This window comes from Gilvimarinus agarilyticus, assembly GCF_000832015.1.
Taxonomy (GTDB): Bacteria; Pseudomonadota; Gammaproteobacteria; order Pseudomonadales; family Cellvibrionaceae; genus Gilvimarinus; species Gilvimarinus agarilyticus.
Window position 1 is genome coordinate 1,496,783 of record NZ_JXCJ01000001.1, and the last position, 22,146, is coordinate 1,518,928.

Sequence of the window (22,146 nt, forward strand, 5' to 3'; positions counted from 1 at the left end):
CATGGAATTGCCACGACAGAGCTAGCCTATTTGGCTGAGCAAGTCTTGTGCGTGATACAAATCGGCCGGCGCATTGATATTGATAAATGGGTCGCATGGCTCGCTGGCAAACTCCACTACTGCGTGAGGGCGCTCAGCAATCCAGTGTTGTAGCCAGGGAATGTCGCCACCGGCCGTTAGGGTTGCCGCCAGCTCTGGTAGCAAGCTGCGGTGCCAAAGAGCAAATACCGGTTGCATGTGTCCGCCGGAGCTTGCCACAACAATGGTGGTGGCGCCGGTGCGGGCGGCTTCGAGCTGGGTAACCATATCGGTGGGGAAAAAAGGAGTGTCGCAGGCAAAGCTGGCCAGCCATTCGTTGTCGCCGTCGTGCTCTTGCATCCAGCTCATAGCCGCGTGTATGCCGGCCATAGGGCCAGGGTTGTCGGCGAACACGTCGGGTATAACGGGTAATTTGGTGCGGGCAAAGCGCAAAGCATTGCCATTGGCGCTCAGCAACAGGTGTTTTACCTGATGTTTAGAGCGCTCGACACTGCGAGCCAGTAGCGTTTTGTCTCCTAGCGGTAGAAGGCACTTGTCGCCGCCACCCATGCGGCGGGCAAGGCCTCCGGCCAAAAGGACACCAACGGGTTTGGGATGTTGGCTCATGTCACCTCTGTATTGTAGAAATAAGCGCCAATTATACGGGCGCTAAACGCTGCGCGATAGCCATTTGTACCTGCGAATTCGCACTTCGTCCAATCCTGTTCATTATAGAGCGGTAACCGGGTGTTTGGTTCCGGCAGGCGATAACTTAATACTATCTAATCTATTCAGACAATTAATTTATATTACTGTTGGTGGTTTTCTAGAATGGACACATGCAGCTTGTGATCAAGCTTCTATACTAATGTTCGAGTCTAAAACTCTCGTGTTACAGGCCTAGTTATAAGGAATAGCAACCATGAGCAAAACCACTTTAACCACGTCCGCAGGGGCTCCCGTTACGGATGACAATAACAGTATCAGCGCTGGTGAACGCGGGCCGCTGACTTTTGATAACCATTACCTGTTTGAAAAGCTTGCGCATTTTAATCGCGAGCGAATTCCGGAGCGTGTGGTTCACGCCCGTGGCACAGGTGCCTATGGAACCTTTACGCTGAGTAAGAGCTTAAAAGATCATACCATTGCCGATTTTTTACAGTCTGAGGGCGAGCAAACCGAGGTGTTTTTGCGTTTCTCGACCGTGGGCGGTGGGCAGGATTCGAGCGATTATGCCCGAGACCCACGTGGTTTTGCCGTTAAGTTTTACACCAAACAGGGCAATCTTGATGTGGTGGGAAACAATACCCCGGTGTTCTTTTTGCGCGACCCGATTAAGTTTCCCGACTTTATCCACTCGCAAAAGAAAAACCCGCGTACTAATCTGCCCGACCCACAGGCCGTATACGAGTTTTGGGCCAATCACCCGCAGTCTCTGCATCAAATGACTATTTTGATGAGCGATCGGGGGATTCCTGCCAGTTATCGCCATATGCATGGCTTTAGTTCACACACTTTGAGCTTTTGGAATGCGCAGGGCGAGCGTGTGTGGGTGAAGTGGCACTTTAAATCGAATCAAGGTATTAAAACCCTAACCGACGACGAGGCGATGACACGTCCGGCGTTTGGCGCGCAGCAGGATTTGGTTGAGGCCATTGACCGGGGCGACTACCCAAGCTGGGCGGTTAAGCTGCAAATTATGACCGAGGAGCAGGCGGCGAGTTACCACATTAACCCGTTTGATTTGACTAAGATCTGGCCGCACAAAGATTTTCCACTGCAGGAGGTGGGCACCTTAGAGCTTAACCGCAACGTCGAAAACTACTTTGCCGAGACGGAGCAGGCCGCTTTTGCCCCCAGCAACTTAGTGCCCGGCGTGGGCGCCTCGCCTGATAAAATGTTGCAGGCGCGGTTACTGGCCTATCAGGATGCGCATCGCTACCGGGTTGGGGTAAACCACAATCAGTTGCCGGTAAACAGCCCGCGTTGCCCGGTAAACAACTACCAGCGCGACGGCCAAATGGCGGGCTGCCCTTATCACAGCGGCAGTGTGCAAGGCTCCGGGGCCAACTTTTACCCTAACGACCGCGCCGCCGACGGTGCCCCCGATGTGAGTGATCACGTACCCGAGCCGCCACTGGCGTTGTCGGGTGCGGCAGCTACTCGCTACGATACCTCGGACGATGACCACTTCACGCAGGCGGGCGATCTGTACCGTTTGATGAACGACGATCAAAAACGTCAATTGGTGGGCAACATCGCCGGTGGCTTAAGCCAGGCGGACGCCTCAGTACAAGAGCGCATGGTGGCCTTGATAAGCCGTTGCGACGCCGACTATGGTGCTCAGGTTAAAGCGGCTATCAACGCCTAAGCCGTACCGTTTTAGCGGCTACCTAAAATACCCGCCTCTGTGAGGCGGGTATTTTTTTGTCTGGCAGGTTGCCGCTAAACTTTGGGCCGGCTCAGCGCGTATAATAGCGCTGTGTCCACGCCTGATAATTCGAGATAAGTAACTAATGAATCAAGACCCAAAGCAGCAGCAAAAACTTGAGCAAATGCGTCGCGAATATACCCGTGGCGGTTTGCGCCGACCTGACTTGGCAGCCGACCCACTGGAGCAGTTTCAGCGCTGGTTTGATGAGGCGGTGGTCGCTGGGCTTGGCGATCCTACGGCGATGGTGCTGGCAAGCGTTGCCCCAAGTGGTCAGCCATCGCAGCGCATAGTACTGCTTAAGCGCCTTGATGGTCAGGGTTTTGTGTTTTACACCAATCGCGCCAGCCGCAAGGGGGGTGAGCTTGCCGGCAACCCGCTGGCCAGCGTGTTGTTCCCCTGGCACCCGCTGGATCGCCAGGTAAAAGTAGCGGGCCGGGTTGAGGTACTGGGGCAGGACGATGCCGAGGCTTATTTTACGTCTCGCCCCCGTGACAGTCAGTTGGCGGCCTTGGCGTCAGCGCAGAGCCAGGTAATTGAATCGCGCGACGCGCTAATGGCCGGGTTTGAGTCACTCAAGCAGCGCTACGCCGAACAGCCAATCCCGTTGCCCGAGCACTGGGGGGGGTATCGGCTGGTGCCTATCGAGGTTGAGTTTTGGCAGGGTGGTGCCCATCGCTTGCACGATAACTTTCGCTACCAGCGGCGTGATTCTGGTGAGTGGCATATTGATCGTCTGGCGCCCTAAAGCGAACTACTAGAGGTTTTATGAGTTTACCCACGCGCATCAACGCCCAAGCGATTGTCGATCAGCAATTACAGCGGCAAATCATTGACTGCCCTCGTGCAGGGGCTGAAGAGGTGCTGGTCAAAGTAGAGGCGGCGGGAGTCAATCGGCCCGATGTGATGCAGCGCCAGGGGCTGTACCCGGCGCCGCAAGGGGCGTCGCTTCTGCCAGGGTTGGAAGTGGCCGGCACTGTGGTTGAGTGCGGTGCACACGTTAGTCGCTGGAAAAAGGGTGATCGCGTATGTGCGCTGGTCAATGGCGGTGGTTACGCCGAGTACTGTGTCGCCCCTGCCGGCCAGGTGCTGCCCATACCTACCGGGTTTAGTGCGGTACAGGCGGCCGCCTTGCCCGAAACGTTTTTTACCGTTTGGCACAATGTGTTTCAACGCGGCGCACTGCAGGCGGGCGAAACACTGTTGGTGCACGGTGGCACCAGTGGCATTGGTACTACCGCTATCATGCTCGCTAAAGCCTTTGGCGCCCGGGTGCTGTGTACCGCCGGCAGCGATGAAAAGTGCCATGCCGCGCTGCAGTTGGGGGCCGATGTCGCGATTAATTATCGCACCGACGATTTTGTTGCCCGGGTAAAGGCACAGGGCGGCGCCAATGTGATACTCGATATGGTGGGTGGCGATTATATCCCCCGCAATATTAAAGCGGCGGCACGCGATGGGCGCATTGTTAATATTGCGTTTTTATCGGGCAGTAAGGTCGAGCTGGACTTTACTCCGGTGATGCTCAAGCGTTTAACGCTAACCGGCTCAACCTTGCGGGCGCGTTCAGACGAAACCAAAGCGGCGTTAGCGCAGGCACTAGAGAATCAGGTTTGGCCACTGTTGAACCGTGGCCAAATAACGCCCTTAATTGCCGCCGAGTGGCCGCTGGCCGAGGCGTCCGCCGCTCATGAGTTAATGGAGTCAAGCCGGCATATTGGTAAGATCGTGCTAACCGTATAGAAGCGGCGCTTACAAAAATAAGGAAGGTCCATGAGTCAGTCTGACTCCCGTCCTCTGACGGGTATTCGCATTATCGAGTTTGGCCAGTTAATCGCCGGGCCTTTCGCCGGCTGCCTGTTGGCTTACTTTGGCGCCGAGGTGATTAAAGTCGAGCCGCCCGGTAAAGGCGACCCGATTCGCGGTTGGCGAGCGGTGGAAGAGGGTACCTCGTTTTGGTGGCGCAGTATTGGCCGCAACAAAAAAAGCATCACACTCGATTTAAAAACCGAGCGAGGCCGCGAGTTGGCCCTGCAACTTATGGCGGGCGCCGATGTGGTGATTGAAAACTTTCGCCCAGGAGTGATGGAGGCCTGGGGGCTCGGGCCGGACGAGGCCAAAGCCGAAAACCCAGCGCTGGTGTACGCGCGTATTTCTGGCTACGGCCAGACCGGCCCGTACGCGAGTAAGCCCGGCTTTGCCTCTGTATGCGAAGGCTTTAGCGGTTTTCGCTACGTTAATGGCCATCCGGGCGAGGCGCCCGTTCGGCCCAATCTAAGCATTGGCGACTCGATTGCCGGGTTGCACGCCGCTTTTGGTATTGCGCTGGCACTGCTTGGGCGCCAGCGTGATTCTGAGTCCGCCGGTCAGGTGGTAGACGTGGCCCTGTATGAATCCATGTTTAACTTGATGGAAGCGGTGGTACCAGAATATTCCGGTGCCGGGATCGTGCGCGAGCCATCCGGCAGCACGGTGACGGGCATTGTGCCCACCAACACTTATCGCTGTTTTGATGGTAAATATGTTGTGATCGGCGGCAATGGCGACTCAATATTTCAGCGGTTGATGACAGCGGCGGGACACCCGGAAATGGCCGCCGACCCACGTATGGCCAGCAATACCGGGCGTGTAGCCTGTGAAGAAGAAATTGACCGCGCGCTGGCGAGTTGGTGCGCCGGCCAGGATAGTGCCGACGTGCTAACAACCCTAGAGGCGGCACGTGTTCCCGCCGGCCCCATCTACAATGTTGTCGATATGTTTAACGATGAGCACTTTAATGCCCGGGGCCTGTTTGAACGGGTGGATATTAACGGCCGGCCACTGGATATTCCGGCTATGGTGCCAAAGCTTGCGGAGACACCTGGCCGTACTGAGTGGCCCGGTGGTGAGGTCGGCAGCCATACCCATCAAGTACTGCAACAAGTGTTGGGCTTATCGCCCGAGGAGCTTACGCAACTGCAGCAGCAAGGCGTTATCTAGCGTAAATTACCCTCGCCCCGAGGTGGCTATTCACTCGGGGCGGCATTTTATTGATTATTTGACCTGCTCCATTTTCCTGCCTTTTATTTCCTTAAGTAATTGAAATTAACGCATTTAGCTGGGCTTGTAAGTCCTCGGGTAAATTGCGCTTGTGAGACTTTCGTCGCAAACTCTTGACAACGTTGTCCCTGTCGAGGTAAAACAAATATCTGAGTTTTCCTGAATTTGTGATAGTTAATAACATTTCAGGTGTGCTTTAAAGATAGCGCGCAACTTGGGTCACCTCATTTGGGTAAGTAGTGGAGCGATGGAGTGACGCGGAAACGACAGGGCTTGGGCGCTGAGAAATCTCGTTTCTATAACAAACAATTCAATAGGGGATTAGCTGGCTATGCAATTTCATAAAAAATTACTAAGCATCGCAGTCTGTGCCGCAGCAACCGGGGTAACATTACCCGCGGCCGCTCAGGAACAAGATGTGGACTCACCAGAGCTGGTTGAGGAGGTCGTTGTTCGCGGTATGCGCGTGAGTATCGAAAACGCACAAGACATGAAGCGTTACGCCGATACCGTTAAAGACGTTATTACCGCTTCTGATATTGGCGCTTTGCCAGATAAAAGTGTGACCGAAGCGCTACAGCGTGTTCCGGGCGTCACTATCGAGCGCTTTGCCTCTTCGAGCGATCCAAAGCATTATGCTGATGAAGGTACCGGTGTACTGGTACGTGGCCTGGATCGCGTGCGCTCAGAAATTAACGGCCGCGACGCCTTCAGTGCTAACCCCTATGGTGGCCTAAGCTATGAAGATTTTCCGGCTGAGCTGTTGGGTGCTGTTGAGGTTGTTAAAAACCAAACGGCCGATTTGATCTCCGGCGGTATTGCCGGCACAGTTAATCTAATTACCCGTAAGCCCTTTGACTCTGATGAGCAGCTGATCTCGTTTACCGCTAAGGCAAACTACGGCGATTATCGTGAAGAGGTTACGCCGTCTTTCTCCGCCCTTTTCTCTGATAGCTGGGAAACCGATATTGGTAAATTTGGTTTCTTAATTTCGGGTGCTTACTCAGAATACAAAACCCGTGGTGATGGCGTTGGTATGGGTAATTTCCACAGCCGTGGTTTAGATGAAACACCGGCGGCGAGCTGGGATCTGTGGGGTACTCCGGTAGGCCCGGGCGCTGTAGAGGGTAATTACGATAGTCCTTGTGTGCCTAACGCGCTTGCCGGTGGCTGGGCGCCAGCAGACTGCGAGGGCCCGGCTAATATTATTACTGCGGAAGACGCTTATCAGTCGCCGTACGAAGGTTCGGCGCTCACCGGCCAACCGGCCGACACGACTTGGCACACCCCCGCTAGTTTTCATATGAGCACGGCCGATAATGACCGTGAGCGGACAGGTTTTACTACCTCGCTACAGTGGGCGAACAATGATGAAACCATTGTTGCCACCCTAGAGCACATCAATTCAGAAGCTTCACTGGAATACATCGAGCGTCAAATTGGTCAGGCTGCGCAAGGCTTTAAAAGCTTTATGGCCAGCTCACATGACTGGGTGGGTGACGAAGAAAATGGTTACCCGCGCACAATTGATGAAAATGGCTTTTTGACCTCAGGTATTGCACTGGGAAACAATATCGAAGTGCCTTTAAATTACCGTACCCGCTGGAATTACAACGAAAATACGGTTGAAGATACCTCGTTTAATGTGACACTGACCCCAACAGATCGTTTAACGGTCGAGCTGGATTATCAGCACATCGATTCAGAGCAGATCGTGCACAACTATGGTATGTCTGCCCAAACCCGTGGCGGCCCTGTTGCTGATGTGTCGCCTTATTTTGTCGATTTGCGTGGTGAGCGCCCCACTATCGAGTATCTGAGTGATGCCATTCAGAATCCGGGCTGGGCTCGGGATGCCGATGGCAACCCTCTTGTGAATGTTGAGCCAAACCTGTTTCTGGGTTCCGGTATGGAACAAGAAGAGCACAATACGGCTAAGGCCGATAGTTTTCAGTTAGATGTTGGCTATGCGTTTGACGGTGTGATTACAGGTATTAAAGCCGGCGCTTACTACTCGGATAAAGACTTAACGGTTCGCAACACAAACTACGAAGGTTGGTCTGCCATCGGTACTCCTTGGATTGAGGCCGATCGTGTCGCTGCGGCCTCAATCAATAGCCCTGAGCTATTTGAAGCTGTAGATTTTTCAGATTTTTATGATGGTGAAGTTCTGCAGGGTAGCGTTAATAGCTTCTTGTTCCCAGAGCAAGAGCTTGTTAAAAACTACGCTGAATCCCTGCGCCAAGGTTGTGCAGAAGGCTGGCATAATGCCACTAGCAGTGCTGCTAACGGCGGCGTTTGTGATGGTGTTTATGTGCCTTACACCGATAAGCCTGATCGAGTAGAGGGGCCCTATGCCGCTCATAATATTAGCTCGTCCAACGAAAAGCGCACTGAGTTTTATGTTCGTGGTGACTTTGATTTTGACGATCTGGCTGTACCTATCAAAGGTAATGTTGGTTTACGTTACGTTGGCTACAAGTTGGAGTCTACCGGTGCCTTTGTAAAACCGCCCGCGTCAACTCGTGGTGAACCGGGTACCTCATTGAACGAGGTGATGCAGAACGACTACCCGGATCTGTACAACCTTGCCTCGGGAGAGTCGGTGCTGAGCACTGTTGATGGCACCGATTACGACACGGTGTTGCCAAGCTTAAACTTGAGTTTTGGCGTTGCAGAAGATGTCGTGGTGCGTTTTGCAGCGTCTAAAGGGCTGTATTACCCAAGCTTGGTTGACACGCGAAACATCACTGTGATGAGTATGGATTTTAACCGTGTATTAGAAGATCCAGATTCACCTCAAGACGACGTTACCAACCCGATCGTTGCACTTGAGGATATAAACCTCACAGCATTGGCCAGCAATCCCTATTTGGAGCCGGAAGAGTCAGTTAACCTGGACTTGACTACTGAATGGTACTTTGCTCCAGCGGGCTCTGTGACAGTGGGCCTGTTCCATAAAAAGCTGGATAATATTATCCGCAGTAAGCAGTTCGATCTGGAAGTGGAAGATGGCGGGGCAAGCCATTACGTCTCTGCGTACGGCCCGGATAACACCGGCTCGGGAACTATTCGTGGTGTGGAGTTCTCGTACTCGCAGTTTTACGACTTCTTGCCCGGAGCCTGGAGCGGTCTAGGCTTGCAGTTTAACTTCACTTATATTGATCAAGATGACCTGGAAGATCCAAATGAAATTGCTGCCGGAACTTTGGGTTTTACTGAAGACGGTAGCCGAATTGAGGATAGTCGTAACACCTTCCGCGTATTCACGGATTTGCCATTGCAAGGCTACTCCGACGAAAACCTGAATATCGTGGGTATGTATGAATACGACGCTTACTCGGTTCGTTTGGCATACACATGGCGCTCTGAATACTTATTGACATTGCGCGAGTCTGAGGAATATGTCCCTGCGTATGCTAAAGCTCAAGGTATGATGGACGCTAGCTTCTACTACACGATCAACGACAACTGGAAGGTTGGGCTGGAGGCCAGCAACTTGTTAGGCGCAGATACTGAGACTATGTATCAAATGAACCAAGAAGGTGTTAAAACCGATGCGCTTAACTTTACAACTGACCGCCGTTATGCGTTGGCAGTTCGCGCTACTTTCTAATAGAGGCTTTTTAATAGAAGCTATTTAGTAGAAGGTTTTCAGGAAGGCGCGCAGCAGAAATGCTGCGCGCTTTTTTTGTTATGTTAACGTGTTTATAATCTAAATTGTGGTGTTGCTAGCTGGGATTCTTATGCGGTGGTACGTAATGTCGTTAGTGGGGGTGATATGACAGATTATAAAAACATTCCGGAATACAGCGATCTATCGCCGAGTCAGTTTTTTGAAGATATAGTTCCGCAGCAGAAGCCTATTGTTATTCGTCGGTTTGCGAGTCATTGGCCGCTAGTGAGTGCGGCAAAAAAATCTCCTCAGGATTTTGTGTCATATCTCGTAAGTTTTTATTCTGGGAAAAAGGCTAGAGTTTTACTGGGTCACCCGGATATAAAAGGCTATTTTTTTTACAATGAAGATATGACTGGCTTGAATTACATCGCGGGTGAAGAGCGTTTGGATTTGTATTTGGGGCGACTATTAGAGTTAAGTGCTAAAGACGTTTATCCCTCTGTGTCGGTTCAGAGTGTATCACCAGACGAGTTTTTCCCGGGGCTAATTGAAGAGAATAAAGTCGATTTTTTTCCGGATGTAGAACCTCGCATGTGGATTGGGAATCAAGTAACGGTTGGTGCGCACTTTGATGGTTCCGACAATATTGCTTGTGTAGTTTCCGGTCGTAGAAGATTCACTCTTTTTTCGCCCGAGCAAGTCGCTAATTTGTATCCAGGCTCGATTAACTTTAACCCTGCGGGTGTTCCGGTAAGTTTAGTGAACTTGCATGATCCGGATTTTGAGCGTTACCCACGGTTTAAAACAGCCCTTGAAAATGCTTACTCGGCAGAGCTTGGACCCGGGGATGCCATATACATCCCTATGCTGTGGTGGCACCATGTGGATTCATTAGGAAAGGTTAATGGATTAATGAATTATTGGTGGAGTGGTACGCTGGCCAAGGGCGCGGTTCAACCTAAGCCGTTGGATTGTTTGAATATGGCGATGCTGGCAATGCGTAATCTTACGCCTCGTCAGCGTGATGCTTGGCGAGCCATGTTTGATCATTACCTTTTTAAAAAAAATGTCGATCCGGCCTCTTACATTCCAGAGCAGTGCCAGTATGCGATTGGAAAAATAACTCCGAAAGCCGAAAGAAAGCTCAAAGATGATTTTATAGAAAGATTAAAACAGTAGTTTCTCGTTTTGGACGATGATATGAAAATAAAACGCATAGCGATTGTGGGAGGAGGTAGTGCTGGCTGGCTTAGTGCCAATCACCTTGGGTTAGAGTTGTTGCGTGATTCGGAAGTTGAAATAACTCTGATAGAGTCGGTCGATATTCCAGTGATTGGGGTTGGCGAAGGAACTGTTCCGGCTTTGCGTGCAAGTCTACAGAGCTTTGGTATCCGTGAAGCCGATATTATTTTACAGTGTGATGCCACCTTTAAAACAGGTGTTAAATTTGTTGATTGGATGACGGTTGATAAGCGGGAAAAAGACAACTTTTATTATCACTCCTTTGATTTGACTTACCCTGGTGGCTACGATGTTACGCCGTATTGGTTGGGCAGTAAGAACGTCGAATATTCTAAGCTGTCTTCAGCGTATTGTTTGTCTGAAGAGAATCGTTGCCCTAAAAGAAAAAGCTCCCCATCATATCAAGGCGTTATTAATTATGCCTATCACTTTGATGCCGCTAAGTTTACGACGCTTTTATCTGATAACGCGAAAAAAAGGTTTGGTATAAGGCACATATTTGAAACCATCAAACAGGTTGCTTTGCATGAAGACGGCAGCATACAAGGGTTTTATTATGAGTCAGGTGAATATGAGGAGTTTGATTTTTATATTGATTGTAGCGGCTTTTCGTCTGTGTTGTTTGATAAGGCCCTGGCTGTTCCTTTTGTTGATAGGTCGGATCAAATATTGACCGATTGTGCACTGGCGTTGCAGGTGGCAACTGACCCCCGAGAGGAGATCTTTCCTTATACTAAGGCGACGGCACATGGCTCGGGGTGGGTGTGGGATATTCCACTCACTACGAGGCGTGGTACTGGGTTTGTTTACTCATCACAGCACATGAGCGATGCCGAGGCTATAAGTGAGTTTTCAAAGTATCACGGTAAAGATCTTGAGGACACGGACGTTAGAAAAATACCGATGAAAGCGGGGTTTCGGGAAAAGCTCTGGGAAAAGAACTGCGTCGCCCTTGGCTTGGCTGGCGGTTTTGTTGAGCCGCTCGAGGCAACTTCTCTTTATGTTACGGATTTCTGTGCAAGTATGGTTGCCAAGAGGATCCCGGTAACCCGAGAGGAAATTCCCTTATACGCTAAATCATGTAATGCGATTGCACGTTTGATTTGGGACCGGGTGATTGACTTTATTCGGGTTCATTACGCCGTATCAAATAGACGAGATACATCGTTTTGGCGTGATGTTACTGAGGGGGTTGGTTTATCTGATGTTTTGGCTGAGCGTCTCGAGCTATGGCGGTACTCTATACCTCAGCGTACAGACTTTCCTAGTACGTACGACTTTTTTCTTGTTGAGAGCTACTTAATGGTTCTCTATGGTATGGATTATCCCACCAGAGTTCCGGCGATGACTGAGCGAATAGGGAATTTGTCAAAAAATGCTATTGTTGAGCACCTGAGTCGCTCTTCTGAGTTAGCCGATTCACTGTTGTCACAGAGGCAATGGTTGACAGAATTTAAAGAGTATTCGGCTACCCATAAGTCATGATGACTAATTACAAATGACCTTTCTGTGAGACTGTAAGATGAGCTTTGATGCAAAGAAGCCCAAAAAAATCCTCATTGTGGGTGGTGGCACGGCCGGGTGGATGGCTGCAAACTTAATCATGGCTCATTGGGGCGATGTAGAGGTTTGTCTGTTAGAGTCCAGCGATATTGGCGCTGTTGGTGTGGGTGAGGGGTCAACACCGCATTTGAAGTTATTTTTTGATGCTATGGGCGTTTCTGAGTCGGAGTGGATGCCTCGCTGTAATGCAACCTACAAAAATGGTATTTATTTTTCTGATTGGTCTTTTGTACCTGGCCATAAAGAGTACTTCCACCCCTTTCCCGCGCAGGTTGACGACCTGACCGTGCCGATGTTTTTTCACAATGTTAAAGCACGCATGCAAGGAGAAGAGGCGCAAGCCCACCCGGATCACTACTTTCTTGAATCTTATCTGACCCATAACAATCTTGGACCATTGGCCGCAGAGTGCTTTCCGTTTTCTGTGGGGTATGGGTACCACTTTGATTCAGGCCTTTTAGGCCAATTTCTTGCTGAAAAAGCAATTGAGAAAGGGCTAACTCGAATCGATGGTACCGTGACGGAGGTGGTGCTAGATTCAGAGGGACACATAACATCGGTTAGGCTGGGCGACGATAGCTTACTGGATGCCGATTTTTTTATCGATTGCTCGGGGTTTCGATCGTTACTTTTGCAGGGAGCATTGAAGGTTTCCTTTAAAAGTTACAAAGAGAACTTATTTAATGATGCTGCAGTCGTCCTTCCTACCGAAATATCGGAGGTTATTACGCCGGCGACAAGATCCACGGCACTATCAAATGGTTGGGCCTGGAAGATTCCTCTGGTTAACCGTTATGGTAATGGTTATGTTTATAGCAGTAATTATATCAATGCAGACCAGGCAGAAACGCAGTTGAGGCAACATTTAAATCTAATGGAGGTCGATGTCGACGCTCGACACTTAACCATGAAAGTTGGCCGGGCAGAAAAGCATTGGGAAAAAAACTGCTTGGCGGTTGGTTTGTCTCAAGGCTTTATAGAACCGTTGGAGGCAACGGCTCTTGCGCTTACGTTTGACACAGTCATGTTGTTTATGCGGCATTATGAGGACGGGCATTTTACAAACAAATTTGAGCGTGAATTTAATGATGCTATAAACGTAAAGTTCGAGGCGGTGCGAGATTATATTGTGTGTCACTATAAGGCCAATCAAAGAGTTGATACCGAGTACTGGCGTGATAATGCCGCCAATACGAACTTGTCGGAGCGGCTGCGTGCAATTTTAAACTTGTGGGCCAGCAGTGAAACGTTTGCTAAAGACATGCGCGCGCAGAATCTGGACGTGGGTTATCAGGCCAAATCATGGGCCTGCTTATTGGCTGGGTATGGCGCCTTCCCCCGACAGCGACCTAATAAATCACAAGCCCGCGCCAGCTCCCACGCTGATATGGAGCAATTGGCGGACTTTATCCGTCGGTGTGGCTTAAACTTTAGGGATCACAATGAGTTACTAGCTCACATGTTACCTGAGTGAGTGGGTTTAGCCGTACAGGTCAGTTTTCTTGGGAGCGGTGGTCGTTAGCGGTAGGAGTTGCCAGTGTAATTCGGTCGCAATCCCATTAAAATGGCTGTTTTGACCACAGAGCATTGCTATGCAAATCAGCCCCGGCCTTTACCGCCACTACAAAGGTGGCGAGTATTTTGTTTACCGTATCGCCACTCACAGCGAAACCCGCGAGCCTTTAGTGGTGTATCGCTGCCTGTATGGCGATTTCTCGTGGTGGGTACGGCCCCTCGCTATGTTTACCGAGACGGTTGAGCGAGACGGGCAGACACTGTTGCGCTTTGCTTTTGTCGCGCCTATGAGCCTGGTCGAGGCTGAACGGCTCGCTCACGCTACCGACAGCTGTATTGCACACCGCCCAGAAGATCTGCGTTGGATGCAGGAGGCTCAGGCGCTGGCAGAGCAAGCGGCTGATAACGATGAAGTGCCGGTGGGGGCCGTGGTTGTGCGTGACGGTTTAATTGTCGGGCGCGGCTACAACCGCCCCATTGGCGGTTGTGACCCCACGGCCCATGCCGAGATGATGGCACTGCGCGAGGCGGCTCGTCAGCTGGGCAATTACCGTCTGAACGACTGCACGCTCTATGTGACCCTAGAGCCCTGTACTATGTGTGTGGGTGCCATGGTGCACGCGCGAGTTGGGCGGTTGGTGTATGGCACCACCGAGCCTAAAGCGGGTGTGGTCGAGAGTCAGGCGCAGCTGCTGGATGCGCCTTATTTTAATCACTCAGTGCAGGTGACGGGCGGAGTGGCACGCGAGGCGTGCCAGCAACAGTTAAGTGCATTCTTTAAGCGCCGCCGACACGAGCAAAAACAGCAGCGGCAGTTGCGCGGCGACGCCGACGTTTAACCGCTTAATCGCTGCCTTGGCGCTGCGCCACTGGGGCAATCGCGCGCGTGGCGTCATTGCCGCGTATCGGGTTGCAGTTTTTGATACTGACTTTGCCCTGCAACACGTTGCCTTTTGAGTATTCATTAAAGTGGCACGTGTTGGTCTTGGGGTCGTAGTTCTCAATCCAGAGGTTTTCGTCCTTCCAGGTGGCGGCGATATGCTGCTGGCCATCGGGTACACTGACACTCATTACGCCGCCGTATTTTTTGACAAACACTTGTTCAAAGTGAAAGTAATAAGCGCCCCAGCCCACTAAAAATACCACCACAGAGCTAATCAGTGCGGCTTTCCAGTAGTTGTATTTGCCAAGGCCAATCAGCAGTGCCATGGCTATTGCGATGACGGCGGCCCAATAAAGGTAAGTAATCATGGGTGTTGCTCCGTTGCGAGAAGGTAATGGCTAAAGTGTCTCGCTGCGGCGGGAGTGCTGTCAATAACGTTCTACTCGATCGGTGCCGGGCAGCACAGGCCGCAGCTTGAGTAGTCGGGCTAGGCTACAGCACTGAGGTGGGCATGCTACCGTTGTCGTTGCGCTCGGTTTTGGCCTCGCTTGACTCGTCGGGGGTGCTGTCGGCATTGGTGGCCATGGCTAAACGGCGCTGCTCTTGTTGGTCGTGCCAGGCAATAATGTCGCGAAACCGCAAAATATTATTGACGTACTGAACGGGCTCCCAACCCCGGGCGTAACCGTGTTTTAACGTGCGGTAGTATTTGCGCTTGGCCAGTAGTGGTAGGTATTTTTCCACGTCTTGCCATTTATCCGGGTTGCCGCCGTGGCGCTGGGTTAAGACCCTGGCGTCCTCTAAGTGGCCCATGCCGGTGTTGTAGGCCGCCAGGGCGAGTAAGGTGCGATCCGGATCTTCAATGCGCTCGGGCAGCCGGGAGTACAAATCTTTTAGGTAGGTGGCGCCGCCGCGCATGCTCTGCTCCGGGTCTAGCCGGTTTGTCACGCCCAGCTCTTTGGCGGTGGTGCGCGTTAGCATCATTAGGCCACGTACGCCTGTGTGGGAGCGTGCCTCTGGGTTCCAGTGCGATTCCTGATAGCTGATCGCGGCTAATAACTGCCAGTTGAGGCCCACTTCGTCGGCTACTTGTTGCATCAGTGGTTGCCACTGAGGCAGGCGTTTTTCTAAGCGGTGTGTAAACAGCAGGGCTCCGCCGGTACTCACCGGGTCATCATTGCTAAAAAACTCTGTGACCAGCGAGTCCAGCACGCCATTGTCCTCAATGTGCGCTAAATAAGCCTGTGCCCGCTGGTACAGGCTGCGATCGGCCCTGCGCGGAAACGCCCAGCCCAGCGTCTCGGGCTCGCCTACATCAAACGCCAGTCGTGCCCGGGGAAAGGTCTGGGCGTTGATGTGATAGGCGTTGGAGTCGACGATGGCGTAATCCACCTCACCGCGGTGCACCATCTCCAGCAGGTCGATCATCTCTAGGTTGGGCTCTTCACGCCAGCTGAGCTCGGGGTAGTCGGCTTTTAGCTGCTCCAGGCGCTCCACATGAGATGAGCCGGCAATCACCAGTAAGTCGCCCCCGATGACGTCCTCGATGGATTGTGGCTTGTTGCCACCGCGGTGGTAGACAAGCTGTTGGGTAACCTCTAGGTAGGGCGAGGTGAACTGAACCTGCCGTTGCCTTTGTGGGGTAATCGTGAGCCCGGCGGCGGCGAGCTGGCCGTCGCCATCGGCAATCATATCGAGCATGGTGCCCAGATGTTCTTGCTCGCGAATTTCGAGCGTAACGCCCAGAGAATCGGCAAAACCCTGTAACAGGGCGTATTCAAATCCAGTAGTGCCGTTGGGGCCTTCGTAATAGGTGGTGGGGCCGTTGCGTGAGATGGCTACCAAGGTGCCGCTGGCCAGCACTTGCTCCAGGGCGGTGGGTGGGCGGCTGGCGACCAGGGCGCCACAGAGCATAATCAAGAGTACGCCAAACAGCGTGCGCTTAGATGAAAAGCGCTGCGGCAGCTGCCGTGCGTATTGCCCGAGTTTGCTCATCACCATCAATACCTAACCTTGCCGTTGCCGGCTTTTGGTCGGTGCTGCCACGAGGGGATTACCCCCTGAAGGCAGGTCAGCCGCACAAATTTCGCGCGATTTTAACCATTCTAACCGTGATGTACCACCGAAAACTTGTCAATAAACGTTCACGGGGTTGATTGAATAGTAACCGATGCTCCGGTCGGCGTCCATTTGACGAGCCGCTGCCGTCAGGCATGGCGGTGCTCTCATTGCTCAAATTTTGCCTCTCTAGTGCTGCCAAGGCTGATCAATTGCAGTACAATACCGGCCCTCTCAGTATCGCCTAAAGTCGGCGTCTTCGGTGGTATCGGTAAGCCCGAGTCGAAGTGTCAGGCGGTAAGACGCTCAATCCATCCAACCCCGCAAGCTTGAGGTTGCAGCCTACTATGCTCATATTGCCCGGTGCCCCGGCACTTTCACCGTTTCGCTCACAAAAATTGCTCGCCAATTTGCAGGCCGTTGCGCCCGGTATTACCTCGGTTGCCGCCGAGTTTACCCATTTTGCCGACCTCTCGGCGCCCCTGAGTGAACAGGACCAGCAGGTGCTGGCCCAGCTGTTAACCTATGGCCCGCGTATGGATGAGGTCTCTCACGAGGGTGAGCTGTTTTTGGTATTGCCGCGGTTGGGGACGATTTCGCCCTGGTCCTCTAAGGCCACCGACATCGCCCACAACAGTGGCCTGTTTGAGGTAAACCGCTTAGAGCGGGGCGTAAGCTACCACGTGCAGGGTGATTTTGATGCCAGCGCGCGCGAGGCGATTGCGGCCTTGCTGCACGATCGAATGGTTGAGGTGGTCTTCTCCAGCCTTGAGGCCGCCGGTGGCTTGTTTGATCACGCCGAGCCTGCGCCACAAACCAGTGTTGATGTGATTGGCGGAGGCCGCGAAGCGCTGGTCGCTGCTAACAGTGAGCTGGGGCTGGCTCTGGCCGACGACGAAATCGACTATCTGGTGGAGAATTTTCAGGCGCTGGGGCGCAACCCGGTCGATGTTGAGTTGATGATGTTTGCCCAAGCCAACTCTGAGCACTGCCGCCATAAAATCTTTAACGCATCCTGGACGCTAGACGGTGAAGAGCAGCCGCTAAGTCTGTTTAAGATGATTAAAAACACCAACGAGCTCGGTGGCGAGAATGTGTTATCGGCCTACTCCGATAACGCCGCCGTTGTGGCAGGCCCCGAGGCCGGGCGCTTCTACCCCGACCCGGAAACCGGTGAGTACCGTTATTCGTCCGAGGCGATCAACCTGTTAATGAAGGTTGAAACTCATAACCACCCTACGGCTATCTCCCCGTTTTCTGGTGCCGGCACCGGTGCCGGTGGTGAGATTCGTGACGAGGGGGCGGTGGGGCGCGGCTCGAAGCCTAAAGTCGGGCTGACCGGCTTTGCCGTGTCCAACCTTAATATACCGTCTTACATCCAACCGTGGGAGCAGGACTACGGCAAGCCCGAGCGCATCTGTAGCGCGCTGGATATTATGCTCGACGGCCCCATTGGCGGCGCGGCGTTTAATAACGAGTTTGGTCGGCCCAATATTTGTGGCTACTTTCGTACCTTTGAAGAAAACCACGACGGTGAGCGTCGCGGCTACCACAAGCCCATTATGCTGGCCGGTGGCTACGGCAACATCCGCACCGAGCACGTCGACAAGCCGCCGTTTCAGCCCGGCTGCAAATTAGTAGTGCTGGGTGGGCCGGCGATGTTGATCGGCCTGGGCGGCGGAGCCGCCTCCTCGATGGATTCGGGCAGTTCATCCGCCGATTTAGACTTTGCCTCAGTACAGCGGCAAAACCCCGAGATTGAGCGCCGCTGCCAAGAGGTCATCGACCGCTGCTGGCAGCAAGGGGCACAAAACCCCATTGCGTTTATTCACGATGTGGGCGCGGGTGGCTTGTCTAACGCCTTCCCCGAGCTGGTAAAAGATGGCGGTTGCGGCGGTAAGTTTGAGCTGCGCGACGTGCCCAACGACGAGCCCAGTATGAGCCCGCTGGCCATTTGGTGTAACGAGTCGCAAGAACGCTACGTACTGGCCATCGCCCCGCAAGATCTGGCCCGTTTTGAAGCCTTGTGCGAGCGTGAGCGCTGCCCCTACGCGGTAGTGGGTGAAGCCACCAGCGAGCAGCACCTGTTGGTAAACGATACCCACTTTGATGCCAAGCCGGTCGACTTGCCTATGTCGCTGCTGTTTGGCAAGGCGCCTAAAATGCACCGCGAGGCGAGCCGTTACACGCCCACGACCGATTCATTTGCCACCGCCGACATCCACATCAATGAAGCCGCCGAGCGAGTGCTTACTCACCCGAGCGTGGCCAGCAAGAGCTTTTTGATTACCATTGGCGATCGCTCGGTAACCGGCCAGGTCGCACGCGATCAGATGGTCGGGCCCTGGCAGGTGCCGGTGGCCGATTGCGCGATCACCACCGTAAGCTACGACTCCACCAAAGGTGAAGCCATGAGCATCGGTGAGCGCACGCCGGTTGCGTTGCTGGATGCCCCGGCCTCGGGTCGGATGGCCATTGGTGAAGCCTTAACCAACATCGCCTGCGCGCCTGTTGCCGATATTAAAGACATCAAACTGTCGGCCAACTGGATGTGCGCCGCCGGCCACAAGGGTGAAGACGAAAAGCTCTATCGCACCGTCGAGGCGGTGGGTATGGAGCTTTGCCCAGCCCTTGGCTTGACCATACCAGTGGGCAAAGACTCTATGTCGATGCGCACCGCCTGGCAAGACAACGGCAAAGACAAAGCCGTAACGGCGCCCCTGTCACTGGTTATCTCGGCTTTTACCCCAGTTACAGACGTGCGTTTGGCGGTAACTCCGCAGCTGCGCACGGATAAAGGCGCTAGCGATTTACTGCTGATCGATTTGGGCGCCGGCAACAATAGATTGGGCGGTTCAATTTTGGCGCAAACCTACAACAGCCTGGGCGATACCCCGGCGGATGTTAACGATGCGGCGCAACTAAAAGGCTTTTTTGAGGCCACGCAAAAAGCACTGGCCGAAGGCTGGTTACTGGCGTATCACGATCGCTCCGACGGTGGTTTATTTGCCACCTTGGCTGAAATGGCGTTTKCTGGCCATTGCGGTATCGATGTCGACATCGACGGTTTAGGCGAGTGCCCGTTAACGGCTCTGTTTAATGAAGAGTTGGGCGCGGTAATACAAGTGAAACGCGAGCACGCCGAGCAAGTTAAAGCGCTGTACGCGGCGGCAGGCCTTGCTGAGTGTACTCATAAAATCGGTACGCTTAACGATGACGATTGGCTGCGCATCTCTCAGGCCGGCGAGCTGGTGTTTGATCAATCGCGTGTTATTTTGCATAGCTTGTGGAGTGAAACCAGCTATCAAATGCAGTCACTGCGCGACAACCCAGAGTGCGCCCAGCAGGAATTTGACGCCTTGATGGCGAGCGACCCAGGCCTGTCGGTTGAGCTTAGCTTTGACCCCAGCGACGATGTTGCCGCGCCCTATATTAACAGCGGCAACAAACCGCGTATGGCGATACTGCGTGAGCAGGGCGTTAACGGCCACGTAGAGATGGCGGCGGCATTTGATCGCGCCGGTTTTAGCGCCGTAGATGTACACATGAGCGATTTGTTGGCTGGCCGGGTAAGCCTGGAAAACTTTAAAGGCTTGGTTAGCTGTGGTGGTTTCTCCTACGGTGACGTTCTGGGGGCTGGCGAAGGCTGGGCTAAAACCGTATTGTTTAATTCGCAAGTACGCGATCAGTTTGAGCAGTTCTTTCACCGCGACGATACCTTTAGCTTAGGCGTATGTAACGGCTGTCAGATGATGTCCAACTTAAAAGATCTGATTCCCGGTGCGGATCACTGGCCGCGTTTTGTGCGTAATTTGTCCGAGCAATTTGAAGCGCGCTTCTCGCTGGTTAAGGTTCAAGAGTCGCCCTCGGTGTTGTTTAAAGGTATGGCCGGCTCACACTTACCGGTGGCAGTTGCCCACGGTGAAGGTCGCGCCGAGTTTGCCGATGGTTCGGCATTAAGTAGCTGTGATACCAGTGGCTTGGTGTCCATGCGTTACCTGGATAACAATTTAAACGTTACCGAGACGTACCCGGCTAACCCTAACGGCTCGCCTAACGGTATTACCAGTGTCACCAGCCAAGACGGGCGCGCCACCATCATGATGCCGCACCCGGAGCGGGTGTTCCGCACCGTGAGCAACTCCTGGCACCCAGATGACTGGCAAGAAGACGGCGCCTGGTTACGCTTGTTTAGAAACGCACGGGTGTTTGTCGAGTAATAGGACGCTGTTGTGTGTTGCATAAAAAAGGCGAGCCAATGTGCTCGCCTTTTTAATGGCTATTGCAAAACCTATAAACAGGGTAACGTTAAGTGTCGTAACGTTTGGGCCGATTTATTGAATGAGGGCGGTTAAGATGTCTGTGCACAATACACCAAAGGCAGAAGCCTCAAACCTTACTCCTTTTTTATCCGATGAGGTTGAGGACAGGTTTTCCAGCTACCCCGTCAAGGTGTTACCCGTTATGCTCGCTTTGCGAGAGTTGCTATTCTCAACTGCAAAGAGGCTTAACCTTACGCCGGTGGAGGAAACGTTAAAATGGGGCGAGCCTAGCTACTTAGTAAATGGCGGTAGTGCAGTACGAATGGACTGGAAGGCAAAAACACCTGACGAGTACTTTTTGTTTTTCCATTGCCAAACCAAACTTGTGGATACTTTTCGTGAGTTGTACGCAGGCGAATTGGTGTTTCAGGGCAATAGGGCAATTGTATTGCCCCTTGATAAACCCTTGCCAGAACAAAAGATTGCACATTGTGTGGAGCTGGCACTGCGCTACCAAAGCCTTAAGAGCTTGCCTTTAATGGGGGCATGAGCTTTAACGTGAGACGTTGTTAATAAGCACGATAACCTAAATCTTAATATGACATATTCGTTTTCTGCGATTGGTATGTCAGAACGGAAATTTATAAAGAAGGATTCTAGACCATGGAGATTCAAGATTGCTGCTTAGAGTGTGGCTCCGAAGCCTTTTCTAAGGTTAATAACTCCGGTTTTGGTGAAACTGTTTTGTGTGAGAGCTGTAAGACGATGTTTAAGGTGAAAAAAGCCGTGCCAAAAATGGCTGTTTATTGCTATTTAATGGTCGTCATCGTCGTGGTGGCAATTATAGTGAGTAATACGTTCGGTGTTTTTATTCAGGATTTAACGGTTATTGTGGCTGTGGTCTTTTGGGTATTTTCTAGCGTGTTCTTTCTTCTGTTTGTTTATAAAGAAAAACGCAGGTTAGTGCGTTTGGTTAACGTTTAGTCGTCTTCTATAAGGTTTCTTCGGCGTGAAAAATTCTGCTCGCTCGGGCAAAGGAGGCATAATGCAAGTCAGTGATGTTAGAGTGTTTATACCGAGCAAAGATTACCAAGCGTCGCAGTCATTTTATCAGGCGCTTGGTTTTAAAATGTCAAAGGCGTCGGATGATCTTTCGATCTTCGAGTGCGGTGATAGTACCTTTTTTCTGCAGCGATACTATAACAAAGAGTTCGCGGATAATTTGATGTTGCAACTGATCGTGCCGAATATAGAAGAGGCTTACGCCACGATATCGGGTATCAAAAATCACGATTTCAGGTTTGAACCGATAAAAACAGAGGGCTGGGGCAAGGTTATTTACCTTTGGGGGCCGTCGGGTGAGCTTTGGCATATTACTGAACTGCTCGGCTAAGGCTCAATTAGATCTGACGGCAATGCGGAATACAGTGGACGTGAGCGAGCTTTAAGTGATGTAGTGCGCGCCGGGAACTGCGTATGTTAGCCGGTTATGTCTTAGCGCGAAGGCTGTCGGAGG

The 22,146-nt window shown here is 52.4% G+C and carries 16 protein-coding genes; 13 read left to right on the top strand and 3 right to left on the bottom strand.

The genetic code is table 11. The annotated features are described in order from the left end of the window. Positions 1-21: 21 nt before the first annotated feature. Positions 22-645 (bottom strand): molybdenum cofactor guanylyltransferase MobA, encoded by a 624-nt coding sequence (mobA, locus tag SD69_RS06495; RefSeq protein WP_041522566.1) that lies wholly within the window; start codon positions 643-645, stop codon positions 22-24. 295 nt (positions 646-940) lie between these two features. On the opposite strand from mobA, the gene SD69_RS06500 reads away from it, so the two are divergent. From SD69_RS06500 to tadA, 9 genes are all read left to right on the top strand, one after another. Further along, positions 941-2,389, top strand: a complete 1,449-nt coding sequence (locus tag SD69_RS06500; protein ID WP_041522567.1) for a catalase — start codon at positions 941-943, stop codon at positions 2,387-2,389. Positions 2,390-2,534: 145 nt separating this feature from the next. Next, a complete protein-coding gene (gene pdxH / locus SD69_RS06505; protein ID WP_052480943.1) occupies positions 2,535-3,197 on the top strand; it encodes a pyridoxamine 5'-phosphate oxidase in 663 nt (220 codons plus the stop codon). 20 nt (positions 3,198-3,217) lie between these two features. Beyond that, positions 3,218-4,192 (top strand): NAD(P)H-quinone oxidoreductase, encoded by a 975-nt coding sequence (locus SD69_RS06510; protein ID WP_041522568.1) that lies wholly within the window; start codon positions 3,218-3,220, stop codon positions 4,190-4,192. 30 nt (positions 4,193-4,222) lie between these two features. Continuing rightward, the gene (locus SD69_RS06515) at positions 4,223-5,428 is read left to right on the top strand and encodes a CaiB/BaiF CoA transferase family protein (RefSeq protein WP_041522569.1); all 1,206 of its coding nucleotides are present in this window, start codon (positions 4,223-4,225) and stop codon (positions 5,426-5,428) included. A gap of 391 nt (positions 5,429-5,819) precedes the next feature. Continuing rightward, positions 5,820-9,104: a TonB-dependent receptor gene (locus SD69_RS06520; protein WP_041522570.1), complete on the top strand. Its 3,285-nt coding sequence runs from the start codon at positions 5,820-5,822 to the stop codon at positions 9,102-9,104. Positions 9,105-9,269: 165 nt separating this feature from the next. Continuing rightward, positions 9,270-10,286: a cupin-like domain-containing protein gene (locus SD69_RS06525; RefSeq protein WP_041522571.1), complete on the top strand. Its 1,017-nt coding sequence runs from the start codon at positions 9,270-9,272 to the stop codon at positions 10,284-10,286. A 21-nt stretch (positions 10,287-10,307) separates the two neighbouring features. Continuing rightward, entirely contained in the window at positions 10,308-11,834 is a 1,527-nt protein-coding gene (locus SD69_RS06530; RefSeq protein ID WP_041522572.1) for a tryptophan halogenase family protein, read from the top strand. 37 nt (positions 11,835-11,871) lie between these two features. Then, positions 11,872-13,386, top strand: a complete 1,515-nt coding sequence (locus SD69_RS06535; protein WP_041522573.1) for a tryptophan halogenase family protein — start codon at positions 11,872-11,874, stop codon at positions 13,384-13,386. Between the two features lie 118 nt (positions 13,387-13,504). Beyond that, a complete protein-coding gene (gene tadA / locus SD69_RS18405) occupies positions 13,505-14,266 on the top strand; it encodes a tRNA adenosine(34) deaminase TadA (protein WP_084591503.1) in 762 nt (253 codons plus the stop codon). Between the two features lie 4 nt (positions 14,267-14,270). Here tadA and SD69_RS06545 read toward each other — a convergent pair whose 3' ends face one another. After that, a complete protein-coding gene (locus tag SD69_RS06545; RefSeq protein WP_041522574.1) occupies positions 14,271-14,678 on the bottom strand; it encodes a hypothetical protein in 408 nt (135 codons plus the stop codon). Between the two features lie 124 nt (positions 14,679-14,802). Continuing rightward, positions 14,803-16,305 carry a membrane-bound lytic murein transglycosylase MltF gene (gene mltF, locus SD69_RS06550; RefSeq protein ID WP_232301159.1) on the bottom strand — a complete coding sequence of 501 codons (1,503 nt, stop codon included), beginning with the start codon at positions 16,303-16,305 and terminating at the stop codon, positions 14,803-14,805. Positions 16,306-16,715: 410 nt separating this feature from the next. On the opposite strand from mltF, the gene purL reads away from it, so the two are divergent. From purL to SD69_RS06570, 4 genes are all read left to right on the top strand, one after another. Next, entirely contained in the window at positions 16,716-20,588 is a 3,873-nt protein-coding gene (purL, locus tag SD69_RS06555) for a phosphoribosylformylglycinamidine synthase (protein ID WP_041522575.1), read from the top strand. Between the two features lie 136 nt (positions 20,589-20,724). After that, positions 20,725-21,180, top strand: a complete 456-nt coding sequence (locus SD69_RS06560; protein ID WP_084591665.1) for a DUF1801 domain-containing protein — start codon at positions 20,725-20,727, stop codon at positions 21,178-21,180. Positions 21,181-21,293: 113 nt separating this feature from the next. Next, positions 21,294-21,614, top strand: a complete 321-nt coding sequence (locus SD69_RS06565) for a hypothetical protein (protein ID WP_041522576.1) — start codon at positions 21,294-21,296, stop codon at positions 21,612-21,614. Between the two features lie 61 nt (positions 21,615-21,675). Beyond that, positions 21,676-22,023, top strand: a complete 348-nt coding sequence (locus SD69_RS06570; protein ID WP_041522577.1) for a VOC family protein — start codon at positions 21,676-21,678, stop codon at positions 22,021-22,023. The last annotated feature ends 123 nt before the right edge of the window (positions 22,024-22,146 follow it).

Coding starts and splice junctions, on each gene's coding strand:
- SD69_RS06525 (WP_041522571.1), top strand. CDS start 9,270: ATGACAGATTATAAAAACATTCCGGAATACAGCGATCTATCGCCGAGT.
- SD69_RS06545 (WP_041522574.1), bottom strand. CDS start 14,678: ATGATTACTTACCTTTATTGGGCCGCCGTCATCGCAATAGCCATGGCA.
- SD69_RS06570 (WP_041522577.1), top strand. CDS start 21,676: ATGCAAGTCAGTGATGTTAGAGTGTTTATACCGAGCAAAGATTACCAA.
- SD69_RS06520 (WP_041522570.1), top strand. CDS start 5,820: ATGCAATTTCATAAAAAATTACTAAGCATCGCAGTCTGTGCCGCAGCA.
- SD69_RS06565 (WP_041522576.1), top strand. CDS start 21,294: ATGGAGATTCAAGATTGCTGCTTAGAGTGTGGCTCCGAAGCCTTTTCT.
- SD69_RS06560 (WP_084591665.1), top strand. CDS start 20,725: ATGTCTGTGCACAATACACCAAAGGCAGAAGCCTCAAACCTTACTCCT.
- SD69_RS06535 (WP_041522573.1), top strand. CDS start 11,872: ATGAGCTTTGATGCAAAGAAGCCCAAAAAAATCCTCATTGTGGGTGGT.
- mltF (WP_232301159.1), bottom strand. CDS start 16,305: ATGAGCAAACTCGGGCAATACGCACGGCAGCTGCCGCAGCGCTTTTCA.
- SD69_RS06500 (WP_041522567.1), top strand. CDS start 941: ATGAGCAAAACCACTTTAACCACGTCCGCAGGGGCTCCCGTTACGGAT.
- SD69_RS06530 (WP_041522572.1), top strand. CDS start 10,308: ATGAAAATAAAACGCATAGCGATTGTGGGAGGAGGTAGTGCTGGCTGG.
- mobA (WP_041522566.1), bottom strand. CDS start 645: ATGAGCCAACATCCCAAACCCGTTGGTGTCCTTTTGGCCGGAGGCCTT.
- SD69_RS06510 (WP_041522568.1), top strand. CDS start 3,218: ATGAGTTTACCCACGCGCATCAACGCCCAAGCGATTGTCGATCAGCAA.
- pdxH (WP_052480943.1), top strand. CDS start 2,535: ATGAATCAAGACCCAAAGCAGCAGCAAAAACTTGAGCAAATGCGTCGC.
- SD69_RS06515 (WP_041522569.1), top strand. CDS start 4,223: ATGAGTCAGTCTGACTCCCGTCCTCTGACGGGTATTCGCATTATCGAG.
- tadA (WP_084591503.1), top strand. CDS start 13,505: ATGCAAATCAGCCCCGGCCTTTACCGCCACTACAAAGGTGGCGAGTAT.